At 73.7% G+C, this 19,061-nt stretch carries 4 protein-coding genes (1 of these 4 only partly in view); 1 reads left to right on the top strand and 3 read right to left on the bottom strand.

Features of this window, described 5'->3' with window-relative positions:
• Nucleotides 1-15,963 carry the 3' portion of a type I polyketide synthase gene (locus ACH4U7_RS01960; protein ID WP_398526075.1) on the top strand. 12,981 nt of this gene lie to the left of the window's left edge, so only the last 15,963 of its 28,944 coding nucleotides appear in the window; its start codon lies beyond the left edge, outside the window; it ends in the stop codon at nucleotides 15,961-15,963.
• Nucleotides 15,964-16,184: 221 nt separating this feature from the next.
• Here ACH4U7_RS01960 and ACH4U7_RS01965 read toward each other — a convergent pair whose 3' ends face one another.
• The 3 genes from ACH4U7_RS01965 to ACH4U7_RS01975 form a co-directional block, all read right to left on the bottom strand.
• Nucleotides 16,185-16,376, bottom strand: coding sequence for a ferredoxin (locus ACH4U7_RS01965; protein WP_398526076.1), 192 nt, complete (start codon nucleotides 16,374-16,376; stop codon nucleotides 16,185-16,187).
• Between the two features lie 20 nt (nucleotides 16,377-16,396).
• Nucleotides 16,397-17,572: a cytochrome P450 gene (locus tag ACH4U7_RS01970; protein WP_398526077.1), complete on the bottom strand. Its 1,176-nt coding sequence runs from the start codon at nucleotides 17,570-17,572 to the stop codon at nucleotides 16,397-16,399.
• A 67-nt stretch (nucleotides 17,573-17,639) separates the two neighbouring features.
• Nucleotides 17,640-19,001, bottom strand: coding sequence for a glycosyltransferase (locus ACH4U7_RS01975; protein WP_398526078.1), 1,362 nt, complete (start codon nucleotides 18,999-19,001; stop codon nucleotides 17,640-17,642).
• Between the last annotated feature and the right edge of the window lie 60 nt (nucleotides 19,002-19,061).

Raw genomic sequence — 19,061 nt, forward strand, 5'->3', positions numbered from 1 at the left:
CCGGATCCGGACGGCCGGGCCGACCCGGAGGACACCCGTTTCTGGACCGCGGTCGAGCAACAGGACATCGCGTCCCTGACCTCCGCCCTGCATATCGACGAGACCTCGCTGGCCGCGGTGTTGCCCGCGCTGTCGTCCTGGCGCCGGCGTCGCCAGGACCGGGCCACCGTGGACGGCTGGCGCTACCGGGTGGCCTGGCGCCCGCTGCGCGGAGTCCCCACCGCGTCCCTGTCCGGCACCTGGCTGTTCGTCACCGCCGAGGGCGTCGCGGACGGCGAGGTGACCGCGGCTCTCGCGGAACACGGCGCGGACGTGCGCCGACTGACGCTGGACGAATCCTGCGCCGACCGTGCCGTGCTGGCGGCGCGCCTCGACGAGGTCACATCACCCTCTGAGGACGGCTCCCCGGGCCTCGCCGGGGTCGTCTCCCTGCTCGCCGCAGCCGAGGAACCGCACAGCGACCACCCCGCGCTGGCCACCGGCCTCGCCCTGACCGTGGCCCTGGTCCAGGCGCTCGGTGACGCTCGTATCGAGGCGCCGCTGTGGTGCCTCACCCGAGGCGCGGTGTCCACCGGACGCTCCGACCGTGTGATGAGCCCCGTCCAGGCCCAGGTGCACGGCGTCGGCTGGACGGCCGCGCTCGAGCACCCCGACCGCTGGGGCGGTCTGGTCGATCTGCCCGAGACCTTCGATCAGCGCGCCGCGCAGCGGCTGGCGGCTGTGCTGGCGGGGGCCACCGGCGAGGACCAACTCGCGATCCGTGCCTCCGGCGTGCTCGCCCGGCGTGTCGTACGCGCGTCCGCGGGCGACGCCGAACCGGACCGGCCCTGGACCCCGCGCGGGACCACGCTGATCACCGGCGGCACCGGGACACTGGCGCCGCATCTGGCCCGCTGGCTCGCCGGGCAGGGCGCCGAGCACATCGTGCTGACCAGCAGGCGCGGCATGGCCGCGCCCGGCGCGCCCGCGCTCGTGGCCGAACTGGCCGAGCTGGGCGTCGAGGCCGAGGCCGTGGCGTGTGATGTCACCGACCGCGCGGCGCTCGCCGCCCTGCTGGCGCGGCTCAAGGAAGACGGCCGTACGGTCCGTACCGCCGTGCACACGGCCGCGAGCATCGCGCTGCACAGCCTGGACGAGACCACCATGACCGAGTTCGCCGAGGTCATCAACGCCAAGGTGGCCGGCGCCCGGCACCTGGACGAACTGCTCGACGGCGATGAACTCGACGCCCTCGTCCTCTACTCGTCCACGGCCGGGACCTGGGGCAGCGGCCGCCACGCGGCCTATGTGGCGGGCAACGCCTTCCTCGGCGCGCTCGCCGACCACCGCCGCGCCCGCGGACTGCCCGCCACCTCGCTGGCCTGGGGCATCTGGTCCGATGACACCCGGCTGGGCCGGGTCGACCCAGAGCAGATCCGCCGCAGCGGCCTGGTCTTCATGGACCCCGAACCGGCCCTGGCCGGGCTGCGGCAGGCCCTGGACGACGACGAGACCGCGCTGGTCGTCGCCGATGTCGACTGGGAGCGCTACTACCCGGTCTTCACCTCGGTGCGGCCGACGCGCCTGTTCGACGAGGTGCCCGAGGTACAGCGGCGGGCGGAGGCCGCCGAGCCGTCCGGTGGCGCCGAGGGTGAGTTCGCGGCGAGGCTGCTGTCCCTGCCCGGCGCCGAGCGCGACCGGCTGCTGCTTGAGCTGGTCCGTACCGAGGCGGCCGCGGTCCTGGGGCATGGCTCGCCGGAGGCGCTTACGGAGGAACGGGCCTTCCGCGACATCGGGTTCGACTCGCTGACCGCGGTGGATCTGCGCAACCGGCTCGCCGCCGCCACCGGCCTGACCCTGCCGACCACCTTGGTCTTCGACCACCCGAGCCCGGCCGCCCTGGCCGCGTATCTACGGGTCCGGATTGCCGCCGACCGGGACGCCCCGGCCGGGTCCGGCCCCGCGCCCGCCGCCGCGGTCGCCGACGACGAGCCCATCGCCATCGTCGGCATGAGCTGCCGTTACCCAGGAGGCGTGGCCTCCCCCGAGGAGCTGTGGGATCTCGTCGTCGGCGGAGGGGACGCCATCACCGGCTTCCCGGCGGACCGCGGCTGGGACGCCGATGCCCTCTACGATCCGGACCCGGACCGCAAGGGCAGGACGTACTCCACCCAGGGCGGTTTCCTGCACGACGTGGCCGACTTCGACGCCGCGTTCTTCGGGATCTCGCCGCGCGAGGCCCTGGCGATGGACCCGCAGCAGCGGCTGCTGCTGGAGACCGCGTGGGAGGCGTTCGAACGCGCCGGTGTCGACCCGGCCACGCTGCGCGGAAGCAACACCGGGACGTTCATCGGCGCCAGCTACCAGGACTACACCACGGGTGTGCGGGGGGCCGCCGAGGGCTCCGAGGGCCATATGATCACCGGCACTCTGTCCAGTGTGCTGTCGGGCCGGGTGTCCTATGTGTTCGGGCTCGAGGGCCCCGCGGTCACCCTCGACACGGCGTGCTCGTCCTCGCTGGTGGCGCTGCATCTGGCCTGTCAGTCGCTGCGTGACGGGGAGAGCTCCCTCGCCCTGGCGGGCGGTGTCAGCGTGATGGCCACCCCCAGCGCGTTCGTGGGCTTCAGCAGGCAGCGGGCGATGGCCGCCGACGGCCGGTGCAAGGCGTACTCCGACGCGGCCGACGGCATGAGCCTGGCCGAGGGCGTCGGGCTCGTCCTGATCGAGCGGCTGTCCGACGCGCTGCGCAACGGCCACCCGGTCCTCGCGCTGGTCCGCGGCTCCGCGATCAACCAGGACGGCGCGTCGAACGGGCTGACCGCCCCCAACGGCCCGGCGCAGCAGCGGGTGATCCGGCAGGCCCTGGCCAACGCCCGGCTGACCGCGGGGGAGATCGACGCGATCGAGGGCCACGGCACGGGCACCGCGCTCGGCGACCCGATCGAGGCCCAGGCGCTGCTGGCCACCTACGGGCAGGACCGCGAACGCCCGCTGCTGCTCGGCTCGGTCAAGTCCAACATCGGCCACACCCAGATGGCCTCCGGCATGGCCGGTGTGATCAAGATGGTCATGGCCATGCGCCGGGGACTGCTGCCGCCCACCCTCCATGTCGATCAGCCCTCCTCCCATGTGGACTGGTCGGCCGGCGCCATCGAGCTGCTGACCGAACCGGCCGAGTGGCCTGCCACCGGGCGCCCCCGGCGGGCGGCCGTCTCCTCCTTCGGCCTCAGCGGCACCAACGCCCACACCGTGCTCGAACAGGCACCCGGGGTGGCGGAGCCCGCCGAGGACGGCACCCTCGCCGCCCCGGTGCCCGTCACCCTCTCCGCCCGCGGCGACGAGGCCCTGCGCGCCCAGGCGGCCCGGCTGCTGTCGCTGCTGGAGACACGGCCCGAACTGCCCCTGAAGGATGTGGCTTTCTCCCTGGCCACCACCCGCTCCGCGCTGGAGCGGCGCGCCTCGGTCGTGGCGGCGGACCGGGCGGAGCTGCTGAGCGGCCTTACCGCGCTGCGCGACGGAGCCCCGCACGGCGCCCTCGTCCAGGGAGGCGTGGCCGGTGGCCGGACCGCGTTCCTCTTCTCGGGCCAGGGCAGCCAGCGGGCCGGGATGGGCCGGGAGCTGTACGAGGCGTTCCCGGTGTTCGCCGAGGCCCTGGACGAGATGTGCGCCCATCTGGACGGCCACCTCGAACGGCCGCTGCGCGACGTGCTGTTCGCCGAGGAGGGCTCGGCGGAAGCGGAGCTTGTGGACCGTACGGGCTGGACGCAGCCCGCCCTGTTCGCCGTCGAGGTGGCGCTGTACCGCCTCGTCGAATCCTGGGGGATCACGGCCGACTATCTGGCGGGTCATTCGATCGGTGAGATCGCCGCCGCGCATGTGGCGGGGGTGCTGTCGCAGGCCGATGCGTGCGCACTGGTGGCGGCTCGGGCCCGGCTGATGCAGGAGCTGCCTCCGGGCGGGTGCATGGTGGCGATCGAGGCGGCGGAGGACGAGGTCGTCCCCGAGCTGGGCGAGGGGGTGTCGATCGCGGCGGTGAACGGGCCGCGTTCGGTGGTGGTGGCCGGCGAGGAGTCCGCGGTCGAGCGGATCGCCGCGCGGTTCGCCCAGGAGGGCCGCAAGACCCGGCGGCTGACCGTTAGCCACGCCTTCCACTCGCCGCTGATGGAGCCGATGCTGGCCGAGTTCCGGCAGGTCGCGGAGGGGCTTTCGTACGAGGCCCCGCGTATCGCCCTGGGCTCGAACCTGACCGGAGGGCCGGCCTCGGCCGAGGAGGTGTGCTCGCCGGAGTACTGGGTGGAGCATGTGCGCCGCACCGTGCGGTTCGCCGACGGGGTGGAGTGGCTGGCCGGGCAGGGCGTCACCGCCTTCCTGGAGCTGGGCCCCGACGGGGTGCTGAGCGCGATGGCCCAGGAGAGCCTGGCGGACCGGCCGCGGACGGCTCTGCTCCCGGTGCTGCGCAAGGGCCGTGCCGAGGTGCCCGCGCTCGTCTCCGCGCTGGCGCGGTTGCACACCCATGGCGTCGGCGTGGACTGGACCGCCTTCTTCGCCGGATCCGGGGCGCACCGCGTCGACCTGCCCACCTACGCGTTCCAGCGCCGCCGCTTCTGGCCCGAGACCGTCGCCGGGGCGGACGGCGACGGTGTGCTGGACGCGGCGCGGGCCGAGGACACCGAGTTCTGGTCGGCCGTGGAACGGGCCGACCTGGAAACCCTGGGCACGGCCCTCGACCTGGACGACGGTGTGCTCACCGCGATGGTGCCCGCGCTGTCGACCTGGCGCAAACAGCGCCGCGACCGGTCCGCCACCGACAGCTGGCGCTACCGCGTCACCTGGAAACCCGTCACCGGCAACACGTCCAGTGCCCCCGCGCTCTCGGGGCGCTGGCTGGTCGTGGCGCCGCCCGGCGCGGCCGACGACGCGTGGGCGCGCGCAGTCCTCGACGGCCTCGGTGTGCCGACCGTACTGGTCGAGTCCGCGGCCGAGGACCGGGCCACGCTGGCCGAGCTACTGGGTCGAACGGACACCGAGGGCACGGGGTTCTCCGGCGTCCTGGCGGTGCCCGCGCACCACACACCCGGCGACGAGGGCGATCCGGCCACCGCCGCGGCACGGGCCGCCACCGTGGTCCAGGCCTTGGGCGACGCGGGCATCGAGGCCCCGCTGTGGTGCCTCACCCGGGGCGCCGTGTCGATCGGCCGCTCCGAGCCGGTTCTCGATCCGGCGCAGGCCGCGGTGTGGGGACTTGGCCGGGTGGCCGCCCTCGAACACCCGGAGCGCTGGGGCGGACTTGTCGACCTGCCCGCGGACCACGACCCGAAGGCCGTACGCCGACTCGCCGGGGTGCTGGAGCGGACCGGCGGCGAGGACCAAGTGGCGGTGCGCGCGTCTGGCGCCTACGTACGGCGGCTGACCCACATCCCGGCCGAACCGGCCGTGGAATCAGGGGAGTTCACCCCGACCGGCACCGTACTGATCACCGGCGGCACCGGTGCGCTCGGCGGGCACCTCGCCCGCTGGCTGGCCGCCGAGGGCGCCGCGCATCTGGTGCTCCTCAGCCGCCGGGGGCCGAGCGCGCCGGGTACCGACGACCTCGTCCGGGAGCTGACCGAGCTCGGCGCCCGAGTGACCGTCGAGGCCTGCGACGCCGCGGACCGTGACGCCCTGGCCGCCGTGCTGGACCGGATCCCCGCCGACACCCCGCTGACGGCCGTGATCCACACCGCCGGCGTCCTGGACGACGGGGTGGTGGACGCCCTCACCTTGGACCGGTTCACCGCCGTGATGCGGTCGAAGGCGCAGGCCGCCCGCAACCTCGACGAGCTGACCGAGGACCACGACCTCGCCGCGTTCGTCCTGTTCTCCTCGGTCGCGGGCACCATAGGCGCCCCGGGGCAGGGCAACTACGCCGCGGCCAACGCCTATCTGGACGCCCTGGCCCAGCGCCGCCGGGACCGCGGTCTGACCGCCACGTCTCTCGCCTGGGGACCGTGGGCCGAGGCCGGGATGGTGGCCGACGGCGCGGCGCTGGAGGGCCGCGTACGCCGGGGCGGCTATACGCCGATGCCCCCGCGGCTGGCCGTCGCCGCGCTCCGACAGGCCCTCGAACGCGACGAGCGGGTGCTGACCGTCGCCGACATCGACTGGGACCGCTTCCTCGACGCGTTCGCCACGGCGCGGCCCGCGCCCCTGGTGGCCGACCTGCCCGAGGTACGGCGCGCCCGGGAGGCGACGGACACCGGCCGCGGCGGCGCGCCGTCGGACGGGCAGGGGCTGCGCGGCCGGCTGACCGACCTGCCCGAGGCCGAGCGCGGCGCGTACGTACTGGACCTGGTGCGCGGCCGGGTGGCCGCCGTACTCGGACACGGCGACACCACGGCCATCGCCCCCGACCAGGCATTCCGGGATCTGGGCTTCGACTCGCTCACCACGGTCGAGCTGCGCAACGCGCTGTCGGCGGAGACCGGGCTGGCCCTGCCGTCCTCCCTGGTCTACGACTACCCCACGCCGTACGCGCTGGCGGACTTCCTGCTCGCCGAAGTGCTCGGCGCGGCGGCGGACACCGCCCTGGCCCCGACGGCTGCGGCGGCGCTCTCCGCGGCCGACGACCCGATCGCCATCGTCGGCGTCAGCTGCCGGTTCCCCGGCGGCGTGGCGTCGCCCGAGGACCTGTGGCGGCTGCTCGCCGACGGTGGCGACGGCATCACACCGTTCCCCACCGACCGGGGATGGGACCTCGACGCGCTCGCGGGCGGCGCCTCCGCCACACGGGAGGGCGGTTTCCTGCCCGGCGCGGGCGACTTCGACGCCGCGTTCTTCGGGATCTCCCCGCGCGAGGCCCTGGCCATGGACCCCCAGCAGCGGCTGCTGCTGGAAACCTCCTGGGAGGCGCTGGAGCGGGCCGGGATCGACCCCGCCACCCTCCGGGGCAGCGACACAGGCGTGTTCGTGGGCACCAACGGGCAGGACTACGCGGGTGTGCTGCGCAAGGCAACCGCCGATGTGCGTGGCCACGTGGCCACCGGCAACACGGCCAGCGTCATGTCCGGCCGGCTGTCGTACACCCTGGGGCTCGAAGGCCCGGCGGTCACGGTCGACACCGCCTGCTCGTCCTCGCTGGTGTCGCTGCACTGGGCGGCCCAGGCGCTGCGGCGCGGTGAGTGCTCGCTCGTCCTGGCCGGTGGCGTGTCGGTGATGTCGAGCCCGGACTCGTTCACCGAGTTCAGCGTGCAGGGCGGACTGGCCCCGGACGGCCGGTGCAAGGCGTTCGCCGACGCCGCCGACGGCACCGCCTGGTCCGAGGGCGTCGGGGTGCTGGTCCTGGAGCGGCTGTCGGACGCCGTACGCAACGGGCACGAGGTCTGGGGCGTGGTGCGCGGCACCGCGGTCAACCAGGACGGCGCGTCCAACGGGCTGACGGCGCCCAATGGTCCCGCGCAGCAGCGGGTGATCCGGCAGGCCCTCTCCGACGCGCGGCTGACGCCGGCCGACGTCGACGCGGTCGAGGCGCACGGCACCGGCACCACTCTGGGCGACCCCATCGAGGCGCACGCCCTGCTCGCCACCTACGGCCGGGAGCGCCCGGAACCGCTGCTGCTGGGCACCGTGAAGTCCAACATCGGCCACACCCAGGCCGCGGCCGGGGTGGCGGGTGTCATCAAGATGGTCATGGCGATGCGACACGGTGTGCTGCCCAGGACCCTGCATGTGGACATGCCGTCCTCGCATGTGGACTGGGCATCGGGCGCGGTGTCGCTGCTGCGCGAGGCCACGCCGTGGCCGCGGACGGGCCGGCCGTGGCGGGCCGGTGTGTCGGCCTTCGGCGTCAGTGGCACCAACGCCCATGTGATCGTCGAACAGGCGCCGACGGCCGAACCTTCCGAGCCGTACGAGCCCGAACAGATCCCGGCCGTGGTGCCATGGGTGGTCTCGGGCCGCGGCCCCGAGGGCTTGAGCGCGCAGCTCGACGGGCTCACCTCTTTCATTGAAAGGAGCGATCCGTCGCCGTCCCCCGTGGCCGTGGGGTACACACTGGCCACCGGCCGCCCGGCGTTCGACCACCGCGCGGTGCTGCTGGCCACCGGCGACGGAGTCACGGAAGCGGCCCGCGGGGTGATACGCGCACCCGGCGGCAGGACGGCGTTCCTCTTCTCGGGCCAGGGCAGCCAGCGGCCCGGTATGGGACGGCAGCTCTACGACCGCTACCCGGCCTTCGCCGAGGCGCTGGACGACGTACTGGCCCATCTGGACGTGGAGCTGGACCGCCCGCTGCGGGAGGTGTTCTTCGCCGACGCCGGGACGGCCGGGGCCGAGCTGCTGGACCGTACGGGATACACCCAGCCGGCCCTGTTCGCCGTCGAAGTGGCCCTGTTCCGGCTGCTGGAGTCGTGGGGGGTACGGCCGGACCTGCTGGCCGGACACTCCATCGGGGAATTGGCGGCGGCCCACGTCGCCGGGGTGTTCTCGCTCGCCGACGCGTGCCGGCTGGTGGCGGCGCGGGCGCGGCTGATGGAGGCGCTGCCGTCCGGTGGCGCGATGGTCTCGCTGGAGGCCGCCGAGGACGAGGTCGCTCCGCTGCTGGCCGGACACGGCGAGCTGGTGTCCATCGCGGCGGTCAACGGCCCCACCGCGACAGTGATCGCCGGTGACGAGGAGGCGGTGGCGCGGATCGCCGCGCGGCTGGAGTCCCGCGGGCGCAGGACCAGGCGGCTGCGGGTCTCGCACGCCTTCCACTCGCCGCTGATGGAGCCGATGCTCGACCCGTTCGCCACGGTGGCCGGACACCTGGCGTACCAGGAGCCGCGGATCCCCGTCGTCTCCACCCTGACCGGCCGCCTCGCCACGGCCGAGGAGCTGTGCTCACCCGCGTACTGGGTGCGCCAGGTGCGGGAGACCGTACGGTTCGCCGACGGCGTACGCACCCTGCGGGACGCGGGCGCGACCGCCTTCGTCGAGCTGGGCCCGGACCGGGTGCTGGCCGCGATGACCCGGCACACGCTGGCCGACGAGCGGCCCGAACCGCTGGTGACCCCGCTGCTGCGCGCGGACCGCGACGAGGAGACCGAGATCACGGCGGCGCTGGGCGCGCTGCATGTGCACGGGGTGCCGGTGGACTGGTCGGCGTACTTCGGCGGCACCGGCGCGCACCTGACCACCCTGCCGACGTACGCCTTCCAGCGCGAGCGCTTCTGGCCCGAGTTGGAGCCGGGCGCGGCGGAGAACGCGGCGGCCGATCCGGTGGACGCGGAGTTCTGGTCGGCCGTGGAACGGGAGGACCTGGAGTCGCTGGCGTCCACGCTGGAGGTGGACGGCGACTCGCTGACCGCGGTGGTGCCCGCGCTGTCGTCCTGGCGCCGGTCCCGCCACGATGAGTCCGTCGTGGACGGCTGGCGCTACGAGGCGAGCTGGACACCGCTGACCGGCCCGGCCTTCGCCGGAACGCCGACCGGCGCCCTGGAAGGCACCTGGCTGCTGATCGTCCCCGCCCCCGACGAGGCCAGGGTGGTCGACGAAGAGTGGTTGGCGGCCGTCGCCGAGGCGTTGGGTCAGGGGGAATCGGGCACCGTACGCATCGAAGTGGCGGACGCAGACCGGGCCGCCCTGACCGCACGGCTGGGAGAAGTGTGCGTCGGCGACGGCCCGTTCGCGGGTGTGCTGTCCCTGCTCGCCCTCGGGCGGACCGGGCCCGAGTCCACCGCGCTGACCTGCGCCTTGATCCAGGCATTGGGCGACGCGGACATCGAGGCACCGCTGTGGTGTGCCACCGTGGGCGCGGTCCGCGTGGGCCGCGGCGACGGCCCGGCGGATCCGGGGCAGGCCGCGGTGTGGGGCCTGGGCCGGGTGGCCGCGCTGGAACACCCGGAGCGCTGGGGCGGCCTCGTCGACCTGCCCGGCTCTCTCGACCAGCGGGCCCGTGCCCGGCTCACGGCCGTACTGGCAGGCGGCGCGGGCGACCCCGCGGAGGACCAGCTCGCGGTACGCGTCGGCGGGGTGTTCGGCCGACGTCTGGTGCGGGCCGCGGCGCCCGCCCCCGACGGGCGGTGGCGGCCACGGGGCACCGTCTGGGTCACCGGTGGCACGGGCGCCACGGCCGGACAGCTCGCCCGGTGGCTGGCCGCGGAGGGGGCCGAGCATCTGGTGCTGACCGGTCCGCCGGACCCCGACGCGCCCGACATCGCAGAACTGGCCGCCGAACTCGCCGAGTCGGGCGTCCGGGTGACCGCGCGGGCGTGTGAACCGGCCGACCGCGACGCCCTGGCGGCGCTGCTCGACGAGTTGCCGCCGGACGCGGTCGTGCACGCCGGACAGCCCGACCTGTCGCCCGTCGCGCCCGGCGCCACGGACCGTATCGACGCGTTCGGGCCCGCCCCGCTCGCGGCGGCGGTGGCGGACCGGATCGCGGCGGCGGCACACCTCGACGAACTGCTGGGCGACCGGCCCCTGGACGCTTTCGTGCTGCTCACCTCGGTCGCGGGGGTCTGGGGCGTGGCGGGGCGGGCCGCCGACGCGGCCGTGGACGCCGCGCTCGAAGCGCTGGCCCGCCGGCGCCGGGCGCGCGGGGCCCCGGCCACCTCGGTGGCCTGGAGCGCCTGGGCCACGTCACCCACCGACACCCCCGACGGGATGGCGGCACATCTGCGGCTCAGCGGACTGCCCGCCCTGCCGCCTCGGCTGGCGGTGACCGCGCTGGGCCGGGCGGTGGACGGCGAGCTGGACGCGGTGACGATCGCGGACGTGGCCTGGGACCGGTTCGCCCCGGCGTTCACCGCCGTACGTCCGAGCGCGCTGTTCGCCGCGCTGCCCGAGGCCCGTACGGCGCCGGCAGCCGCGGCGGCCGGGCGGGACACCGACGTTGCCGGCGCCACGGGCACGGCGGCCGAGCTGCGGACCCGGCTGCTGGGTCTGCCCGGCGTCCAGCGCTCCCACGTCCTGCTGGACTTGGTGCGCGGCGAGGTCGCCGAGGTGCTGGGCCATGGGGGCGCCGAGGCGATCGAGGCCGACCGGGCCTTCTCGGACCTCGGATTCGACTCGCTGACCGCGGTGGACCTGCGCAACCAGCTGACCCGGGCCACCGGTCTGCCCCTGCCCACCACCCTCGCCTTCGACCACCCGACCCCGGTGGCGCTCGCCGACCACCTGTACGCCGAACTGCTCGGGCAGGACGACGCCGACGACACGGCGGCGCTGCCCGCCCGCACCGCCGACGACCCGATCGTGATCGTCGGCATGAGCTGCCGCTACCCCGGCGGTGTGCGCTCGCCCGAAGACCTGTGGCAGCTGGTCGTGGACGAGGCCGACGCCATCGGACAGCTGCCCACCGACCGCGGCTGGGACCTGGACACGCTGAGCGGCGGCGCCCGGGACGGCCGCGGGCGCAGCACGGCCCAGTCGGGCGGGTTCCTCTACGACGCCGCCGACTTCGACCCGGGCTTCTTCGGAATCGCGCCGCGCGAGGCCATGGTGATGGACCCGCAGCAGCGGCTGGTGCTGGAGGCAGCGTGGGAGGCGCTGGAGCGGGCCGGTGTCGACCCGCATACGCTGCGCGGTGGCGATACGGGCGTCTTCGTCGGCGCCACCAGCGGCGACTATCGCCCGCCCGCCGACCAGCGTGGCCACGCCCAGACCGCGCAGGCGGCCAGCCTGATCTCCGGCCGCCTCTCCTACAGCTTCGGCCTGGAGGGCCCGGCGGTGACCGTGGACACCGCCTGCTCCTCGTCGCTGGTGGCGCTGCATCTGGCCGCCCAGGCGCTGCGCTCGGGCGAGTGCTCGCTGGCGCTGGCCGGTGGTGTGACGGTGATGTCCACGCCCGTGGGTTTCGTGGAGTTCAGCGACATGGGCGCCCTGTCCCCGGACGGCCGGTGCAAGGCGTTCGCCGAGGCCGCGGACGGCACCGGCTGGTCCGAGGGCGTCGGTATGCTCGTGGTGGAGCGGATGTCCGACGCCCGGCGCAACGGCCACCGCGTCCTGGCGGTCCTGCGCGGCTCGGCGGTCAACCAGGACGGCGCCTCGAACGGGCTGACCGCCCCCAACGGCCCCTCGCAGCGCCGGGTCATCCGCCGCGCCCTCGCGAACGCCGGACTGTCCCCCGCGGACGTGGACGTGGTCGAGGCCCATGGCACCGGCACCACGCTCGGCGACCCGATCGAGGCCCAGGCGCTGCTGGCCACCTACGGCCAGGACCGCGACCCCGACCAGCCCTTGCTGCTCGGCTCGGTCAAGTCCAACATCGGGCATACGCAGTCGGCGGCGGGCGTCGCGGGCGTGATCAAGACGGTCATGGCGATGCGCCACGGCGTGGTGCCCAGGACCCTCCATCTGGACGCCCCCAGCTCGCATGTGGACTGGTCCGCGGGCGCCGTGGAGCTGGCCGCCGAGGCCACCGCGTGGCCGGGGACCGGGCGGCCGCGCCGGGCCGGGATCTCCTCGTTCGGCGCCAGTGGCACCAATGCCCACGCGATCATCGAGCAGGCGCCCGACGACGAGCCCGCCCGCACCCCGGCCGCGCCGCGGCGTGACGGCGCGGCGTGGCCCGTCGCCCTGTCGGCCCGTACCCCCCAGGCGCTGCGCGACCAGGCCCGGCTGATGCTCCACCATGTCACCGCGGACCCGGATCTCGGCCTCGCCGACCTGGCATTCTCGCTGGCCGCCACCCGGTCGGCCTTCGAGGAGCGGGCCGCGGTGCTGAGCGCGGACCGCGACGAGTTGATCGAGGGCTTGGCGGCGGTGGCGGACGGACGCCCGTCCCCACGGGTGATCGAGGACACCGCGGCCGGTGGCCGGACCGCCTTCCTCTTCTCGGGCCAGGGCAGTCAGCGGGCCGGGATGGGCCGGGAGCTGTACGAGACCTTCCCGGTGTTCGCCGAGGCGTTCGACGCGGTGTGCGCGCATCTGGACGCCCACCTCGACCGGCCGCTGTCCGAGGTGGTGTTCGCGGAGCCCGGTTCGGCCGAGGCTGAGGCGCTGGACGAGACACGGTGGACCCAGCCCGCGCTGTTCGCGGTGGAGGTGGCGCTGTTCCGGCTGCTGGAGTCCTGGGGGATCGTCCCGGACTATCTGGCGGGGCATTCGATCGGCGAGATCGCGGCCGCCCATGTGGCGGGGGTGTTCTCGCTGCCGGACGCGTGTGCCCTGGTGGCCGCGCGCGGCCGGCTGATGCAGGAGCTGCCGCCCGGGGGAGCGATGGTGGCGTTGCAGGCCACCGAGGAGGAGGTGGCTCCCCATCTGGGCGAGCGGGTCTCGGTCGCGGCCGTGAACGGTCCGCGGTCGGTGGTCGTGGCGGGAGACGAGGCCGCCGTACTGGATGTGGCGGCCCGGTTCGAGGAGCAGGGCCGCAAGACCAGGCGGCTGACGGTCAGCCATGCCTTCCACTCCGCGCTGATGGAGCCGGTGCTGGCGAAGTTCGGGCGGGTCGTACACGGCCTGTCGTTCGAGGCGCCACGGATCGCGCTGGTGTCCAATCTGACGGGCGACGTGGCGTCGGCCGAGCGGGTGTGCGCGCCGGAGTACTGGGTGGAACACATCCGCCGTACGGTGCGGTTCGCCGACGGCGTCAGCCGGCTCGCCGCCGAGGGCGTCACCACCTTCCTGGAGGTGGGGCCCGACGCCGTACTGACCGCCATGGCGCAGGAAACCCTCGGCGAACGGTCGTCCGAAGCCCTGCTCGTCCCCGCGCTGCGCAGGACGCGTGGCGAGGAGGCCACCCTGGTGGCTGCCGTGGCCCGGCTGCACACCCACGGCGTGGGCGTCGACTGGGCGGGCTTCTTCGCCTCCTCCGGCGCCCGACCGGTCGACCTGCCCACCTACCCCTTCCAGCACCAGCGCTTCTGGCCCGAGAACCCCGAGGACGCCGTCGGTCAGGAAGCCACGGCCCCCGATACGGCGGACGCGGACTTCTGGGCCACCGTGGAACGGGCCGACCAGGCGGACATCGCCTCGCTGGCGACGACGCTCGACGTCGACGACGAGGCGTTGACGATGGTCCTGCCCGCGCTCTCGTCCTGGCGCCGCCGACGCCACGAGCAGTCGGTGGTCGACAGCTGGCGCTACCGGATCGGCTGGAAGCCGCTCACCGGCCCGGCCCCGGCCACCCCCTCGGGGACCTGGCTCGCCGTGGTCCCGGCCGGACACGCCGAGGACCCCTGGGTGAACGCGGTGGTCGAGGCGCTGGGCACCGACATGGTACGGCTGGAGGTCACTGGACCGGACCGCGCGGCGCTGGCCGAGCGGCTGCGGGCACGGATGGCCGAGGGGCCCCGGCCCGTCGGTGTGGTGTCGCTGCTGGCCGTGGCCGACACCACGGGGCCGGTCGTCCCGCCGGGACTCGCGCTGACCGCCGTGCTGGTGCAGGCCCTGGGCGACGCCGAGGTCGAGGCCCCGCTGTGGTGTGTCACCCGGGGCGCGGTGTCGGTCGGCCGTACGGAGCGGGTGGCCGACCCGCGGCAGGCCGCGGTGTGGGGGCTCGGCCGGGTGGCCGCGCTCGAACACCCGCAGCGCTGGGGCGGGTTGGTCGATCTGCCCGAGGAGCTGGACGGGCGGATCGCCGCTCGGTTCGCCGCGGTGCTGGGCAAGACCGGCGGCACGGAGCCGGCCGAGGACCAGGTCGCGGTGCGCGCGTCGGGCGTGTTCGGCCGCCGACTGCGACGGCCGGTCGGCGCCCTGCCGGAGGACGGCTGGCGGCCCTCGGGCACGGTGCTGGTCACCGGCGGCACCGGGACACTGGGCGGCCATGTCGCCCGGTGGCTGGCCCGCAGTGGCGCCGAGCACATCCTGCTGGCCAGCCGCAGCGGCCCCGAGGCCGAAGGGGCCGAGGAGCTGCGGTCCGAGCTGGCCGGGACGGGAGTTCGGGTGTCCATCGTGGCCTGCGACGTGGCGGACCGCCGACAGGTGGCGGACCTGCTGGCGGACATCCCCGGCGACTGCCCGCTGACCGCCGTGGTGCACGCGGCGGGGGTGCTGGACGACGGGGTCCTCGACGGTCTGTCGCCCCAGCGGTTCGAGACGGTGTTCCGGTCCAAGGTGGAGTCGGCGACCGTCCTGGACGAGCTGACGCGGGACCTGGACCTGACGGCCTTCGTGCTGTTCTCCTCCGCGTCCGGGGCCGTGGGCAACGCCGGCCAGGCCAACTACGCCGCCGCCAACGCGGTGCTGGACGCGCTGGCCGAGCGCCGCCGGGACCAGGGCCTGCCCGCCACCTCCGTGGCCTGGGGCGCCTGGGCCGGTGGCGGCATGGCGGCGAGCGCCCGCGCCGAGGAGACGTCACACCGCACCGGCGTGGCCGCGATGGCCCCGGAGGCGGCGCTGTCGGCCATGCGCAGCGCGGTGGGCTCCGCTGAACCCACCTCCGTGGTCGCCGATATCGACCAGGCCCGGTTCATCCACGCCTTCACCACCCTGCGGCCCAGCCCGCTGCTGCGGGAGCTGCCCCGGTACGCCGAGCTGACCGGGGGCGCCACCGTCTCCCCGCACGACCAGGCGTCGGCCGCGGCCGAGCTGCGGGAGCGGGTGCTCGGGCGGGCGGCGGCGGAGCGGCCCCGAGTGGTGCTGGACCTGGTCCGCGCCCAGGTCGCCGGGGTGCTGGGGTATGCGGGGCCCGAGGCCGTCGGCGCCGACCGGGCGTTCAAGGACCTCGGCTTCGACTCGCTGGCCGCGATCGAGCTGCGCAACCAGCTCACCGCGACCACCGGGCTGAGCCTGCCCGCCACGCTCGTCTTCGACCACCCCACGCCCATCGCCCTCGCAGAGCATGTGCTGCGGGAGCTCGTACCCGAAACGGCCGGTGGTTCGCCCGCCGACGAGCGGGAGAACGAGATCCGGGCGCTGCTGACCTCCGTACCCCTCGCCCGGCTGCGGGAGGTCGGGCTGCTGGAGCCCCTGCTCCAGCTGGCGGGCCATCCGGCGGCGACGGCGGAGCAGGCGCCGGGGGACTCGATCGACGCGATGGACCTGGACGACCTGGTCAGGGCCGCGCTCGACGGCAACGAGCACTGACCGCAAGCCGGGGGCCTCTCGTATGCCGCCGGGAACCCGGACAGGCCACGGCCACCGGTGTCCCCCGGACACGCCACCGCCGCCGGCGGGCCAGGGACATGGCAAACGGCCCGGACGACGGCTACCAGCGGGGCTGGAGCGCGTCATCCGGGCCGCGGGTCCGATCAGCAGCCGTCCGGGTCAGGAGCCGTGGCGAGACACCCAGGAAGGCAACGGGGCCATCACCCCTCCTCCAGGGTGATGGCCCCGGACGGGCAGAGGTGGGCGGCCTCCCGGGCCGCGTCCTTGGTGGCCGCGCCGGGCTCCGCGAGCACCGTGACGGTGCCGTCATCGTCCTGGTCGAACAGGTCCGGCGCGGCGAGTACACACTGGCCCGCCCCGACACAGCGGTCGGCGTCCGCGTTGATTCGCAACGTATTCACCTCCGTCGGAACTACCAGGTGACCGGCAGTTCATGCAGGCCGAACAGGATCCCTTCGTCCTTGAACGGCAGTTCCTCGGGCGGCACCGCGAGCCGCAGGGTCGGAATCCGCTCGAACAGCGTCCGGTAGGCGATCCCCATTTCGGACCTGACCAGGTGCTGGCCGAGACACTGATGCACGCCGTAGCCGAACGCCACATGGTGGCGCGCGGTTCGGCCGGGATCGAACTGGTCAGCGCGCTCGAAGGCGTTCTCGTCATGGTTGGCCGCCGCGCCCAGGGGCACGATGCCCTCCCCGGCCTTGATCAGCTGACCGCCGATCTCGACGTCCTCGACCGCCACCCGCAACGCCACCCGGTCGGCGACCGACAGATAGCGCAGCGCCTCCTCGACCGCGCGCGGATCCCCGATCCACTCCCGGTTCAGCAGCAGCATGACCACACCGAGGGCGATGTTGTTGGCCGTGGTCTCATGGCCGGCGATCAGCAGCAGCAGCGCGATGCCGGAGACCTCCTGGGCGGTCAGCGTCTCGTTCTTCAGCAATCCGCTGATCAGATCGTTGCCGGGGAACTTGTGCTTGATGGAGATCAGCTTGGTCAGATAGGTGATGAGCTCCTTGGCCGCGCTCTCCCGCTGCTCGTCGGTCGAGGTGAACGTGACCAGGACGCGAGTGCGGGACTCGAAGTACTCATGGTCGGAGTACGGCACCCCCAGCAGCTCACAGATGACCAGGGACGGCACGGGCAGCGCGAACTGGGCCACCAGATCCGCGGAGTTTCCGCCCTCGAGCAGGGCGTCGATGAGCTTGTCCACGATGCGCTGGATGGCCGGCTGCATCTCCTTGATGCGCCGCACCGTGAACTCCGGGATGAGCGCCTTGCGGAACCGGCCGTGTTCCGGCGGGTCGTACGCGACGAACCAGCCGGGCACCTGGTCGGGCGGCGGCACCGTGCCGTTCTTTCCCATGCTGGGGAAGCCCTCGTGCAGCGGGTTGGAGCTGATCCGGGGATCGGTGAGCACACTGCGTACGTCTTCGTGGCGGGTGACGAGCCACACCGTGCTGCCGTTGGGCAGTGAGGACTTGACCAGCCCCTCCTGCGAGCGCAGCCCGGCGTACTCCGCCGGCGGGGAGAGACGGCCTGGCTGCCGCCTCGGAAACTCGATCGGAATTGCGTCAGCGGTTGCCATCTTCACGCTTCCCACGTAGGTGGTGTTCGGACAAGGAGAGTCGGCCGGTCGTCACTTCAGCGCTTCGCTACTTCAGCGCGGGGGAACCGAGGATCAGATCGGCCGCGGTGTTCAAACCGCCGGCCTCCCGCTGCACCTGGGCGAAGTGGCGGGCCCGCTCGTGGAACGAGGCCTCGTTCAGCACCCGCGTCAGCTTGTCGACCACATCGTCGACGTCGAAGGTCTGCGGCCGGTCCAGCGTCAGACTGACCCCGCTGTCCGCGCCGCGGACGGCCTGGTCGTAGCAGTCGATCCACAGCGGCCGGACCACCAGCGGTTTGCCGAAGTAGATGCCCTCGTGGAAGCCGTTGCCCCCGCCGTGGGTGAAGAACACCTTGACGTTCGGGTGGGCCAGCACATCGAGCTGGGACGGCACCCAGCTCTCGATCCGCAGATTGCCCGGCAGTTCGCCGTCCGGCGGCAGAAACTGCTGCTGGTCCTTGGGCAGCTTCCACAGCACATCGTGGCGCCCCTCAAGCCGGCGGACCACCTCCACCAGGGAGCGCACCTGGTCGGCGGTCAGCCGGGTGACCGTACCGAAGCCCATGTAGACCACCGAGTCCCGGGCGTCGAGCCACCGGGACAGTCCGCCGTCGTCCGGCGCCTCGGGCAGTGGCGGCACGATAGCGCCCAGCAGGCGCATGTTGTCGGGGAACGGGAACGGATACTCCAGGCCGGTGACCGAGAAGCACAGGATCTGTTCGGCCAGGTCGGTCCGCGCGGTCATCTTGGCCGCCTCGGGGGCGATGCCGAGGTCCTTGCGCACCTGGTTGAAGGCGCCGAGCGTCTTGAGCATGCTCGGCTTGAAGAACATCGCCACCTTGCGGATTTTGAACCAGCGATTGGCCATCCGCTGTGCGAAGGACATGTGGAGCGACAGACCGGAGTGTGCCGAGGGGAAGTTGGAGCGCAGGCTGGTCATGAAGAGGTTGCTGGGCAGGAAGGGAACGCTCAGCATGAACGGAATCTTCCTGGTGATGGCCACCTCGACACCGAAGAACGACACGCTGTCGATGATCATCAGCGCGGGCTTGACCTCATCCACCACCGCGTCCAGAGCGCGGTACTTGGGGACCCGCAGCTGCGGTTTGAAGGTGTGCTCCACGAGCGCGCGGTGGGCCTTCCACCGCGACGGCTGAGTGACACGCCGATACGTCTCGTCGTCCCAGGTGGGGGAGGAGAACTCGGGCACCACCTCGCCCAGGGAGGCAAAGCGCACCGGGCTGTCCTCGTTGATGCCCTCGATGTCCGCACGCCGCTTCTCGTCGGTGGCGAACCACAGATCCGGCACCCCCCGCCGCGACAACTCGGTGGCGATGGTGAACAGCGAGTTGAACAACCCGCTCTCCGGTGAACTCACAAACAGGATCGGCCGTCGGGACGAGGTCACGATCAACACCTCCGCGGGTGCGGGCTGGATGACGGGAGGCATGCCGAGCGCGCTCGCGCG

Source organism: Streptomyces sp. NPDC020845 (assembly GCF_044334165.1).
Classification (GTDB): Bacteria; Actinomycetota; Actinomycetes; order Streptomycetales; family Streptomycetaceae; genus Streptomyces.

Coding starts and splice junctions, on each gene's coding strand:
- ACH4U7_RS01970 (WP_398526077.1), bottom strand. CDS start 17,572: ATGGCAACCGCTGACGCAATTCCGATCGAGTTTCCGAGGCGGCAGCCA.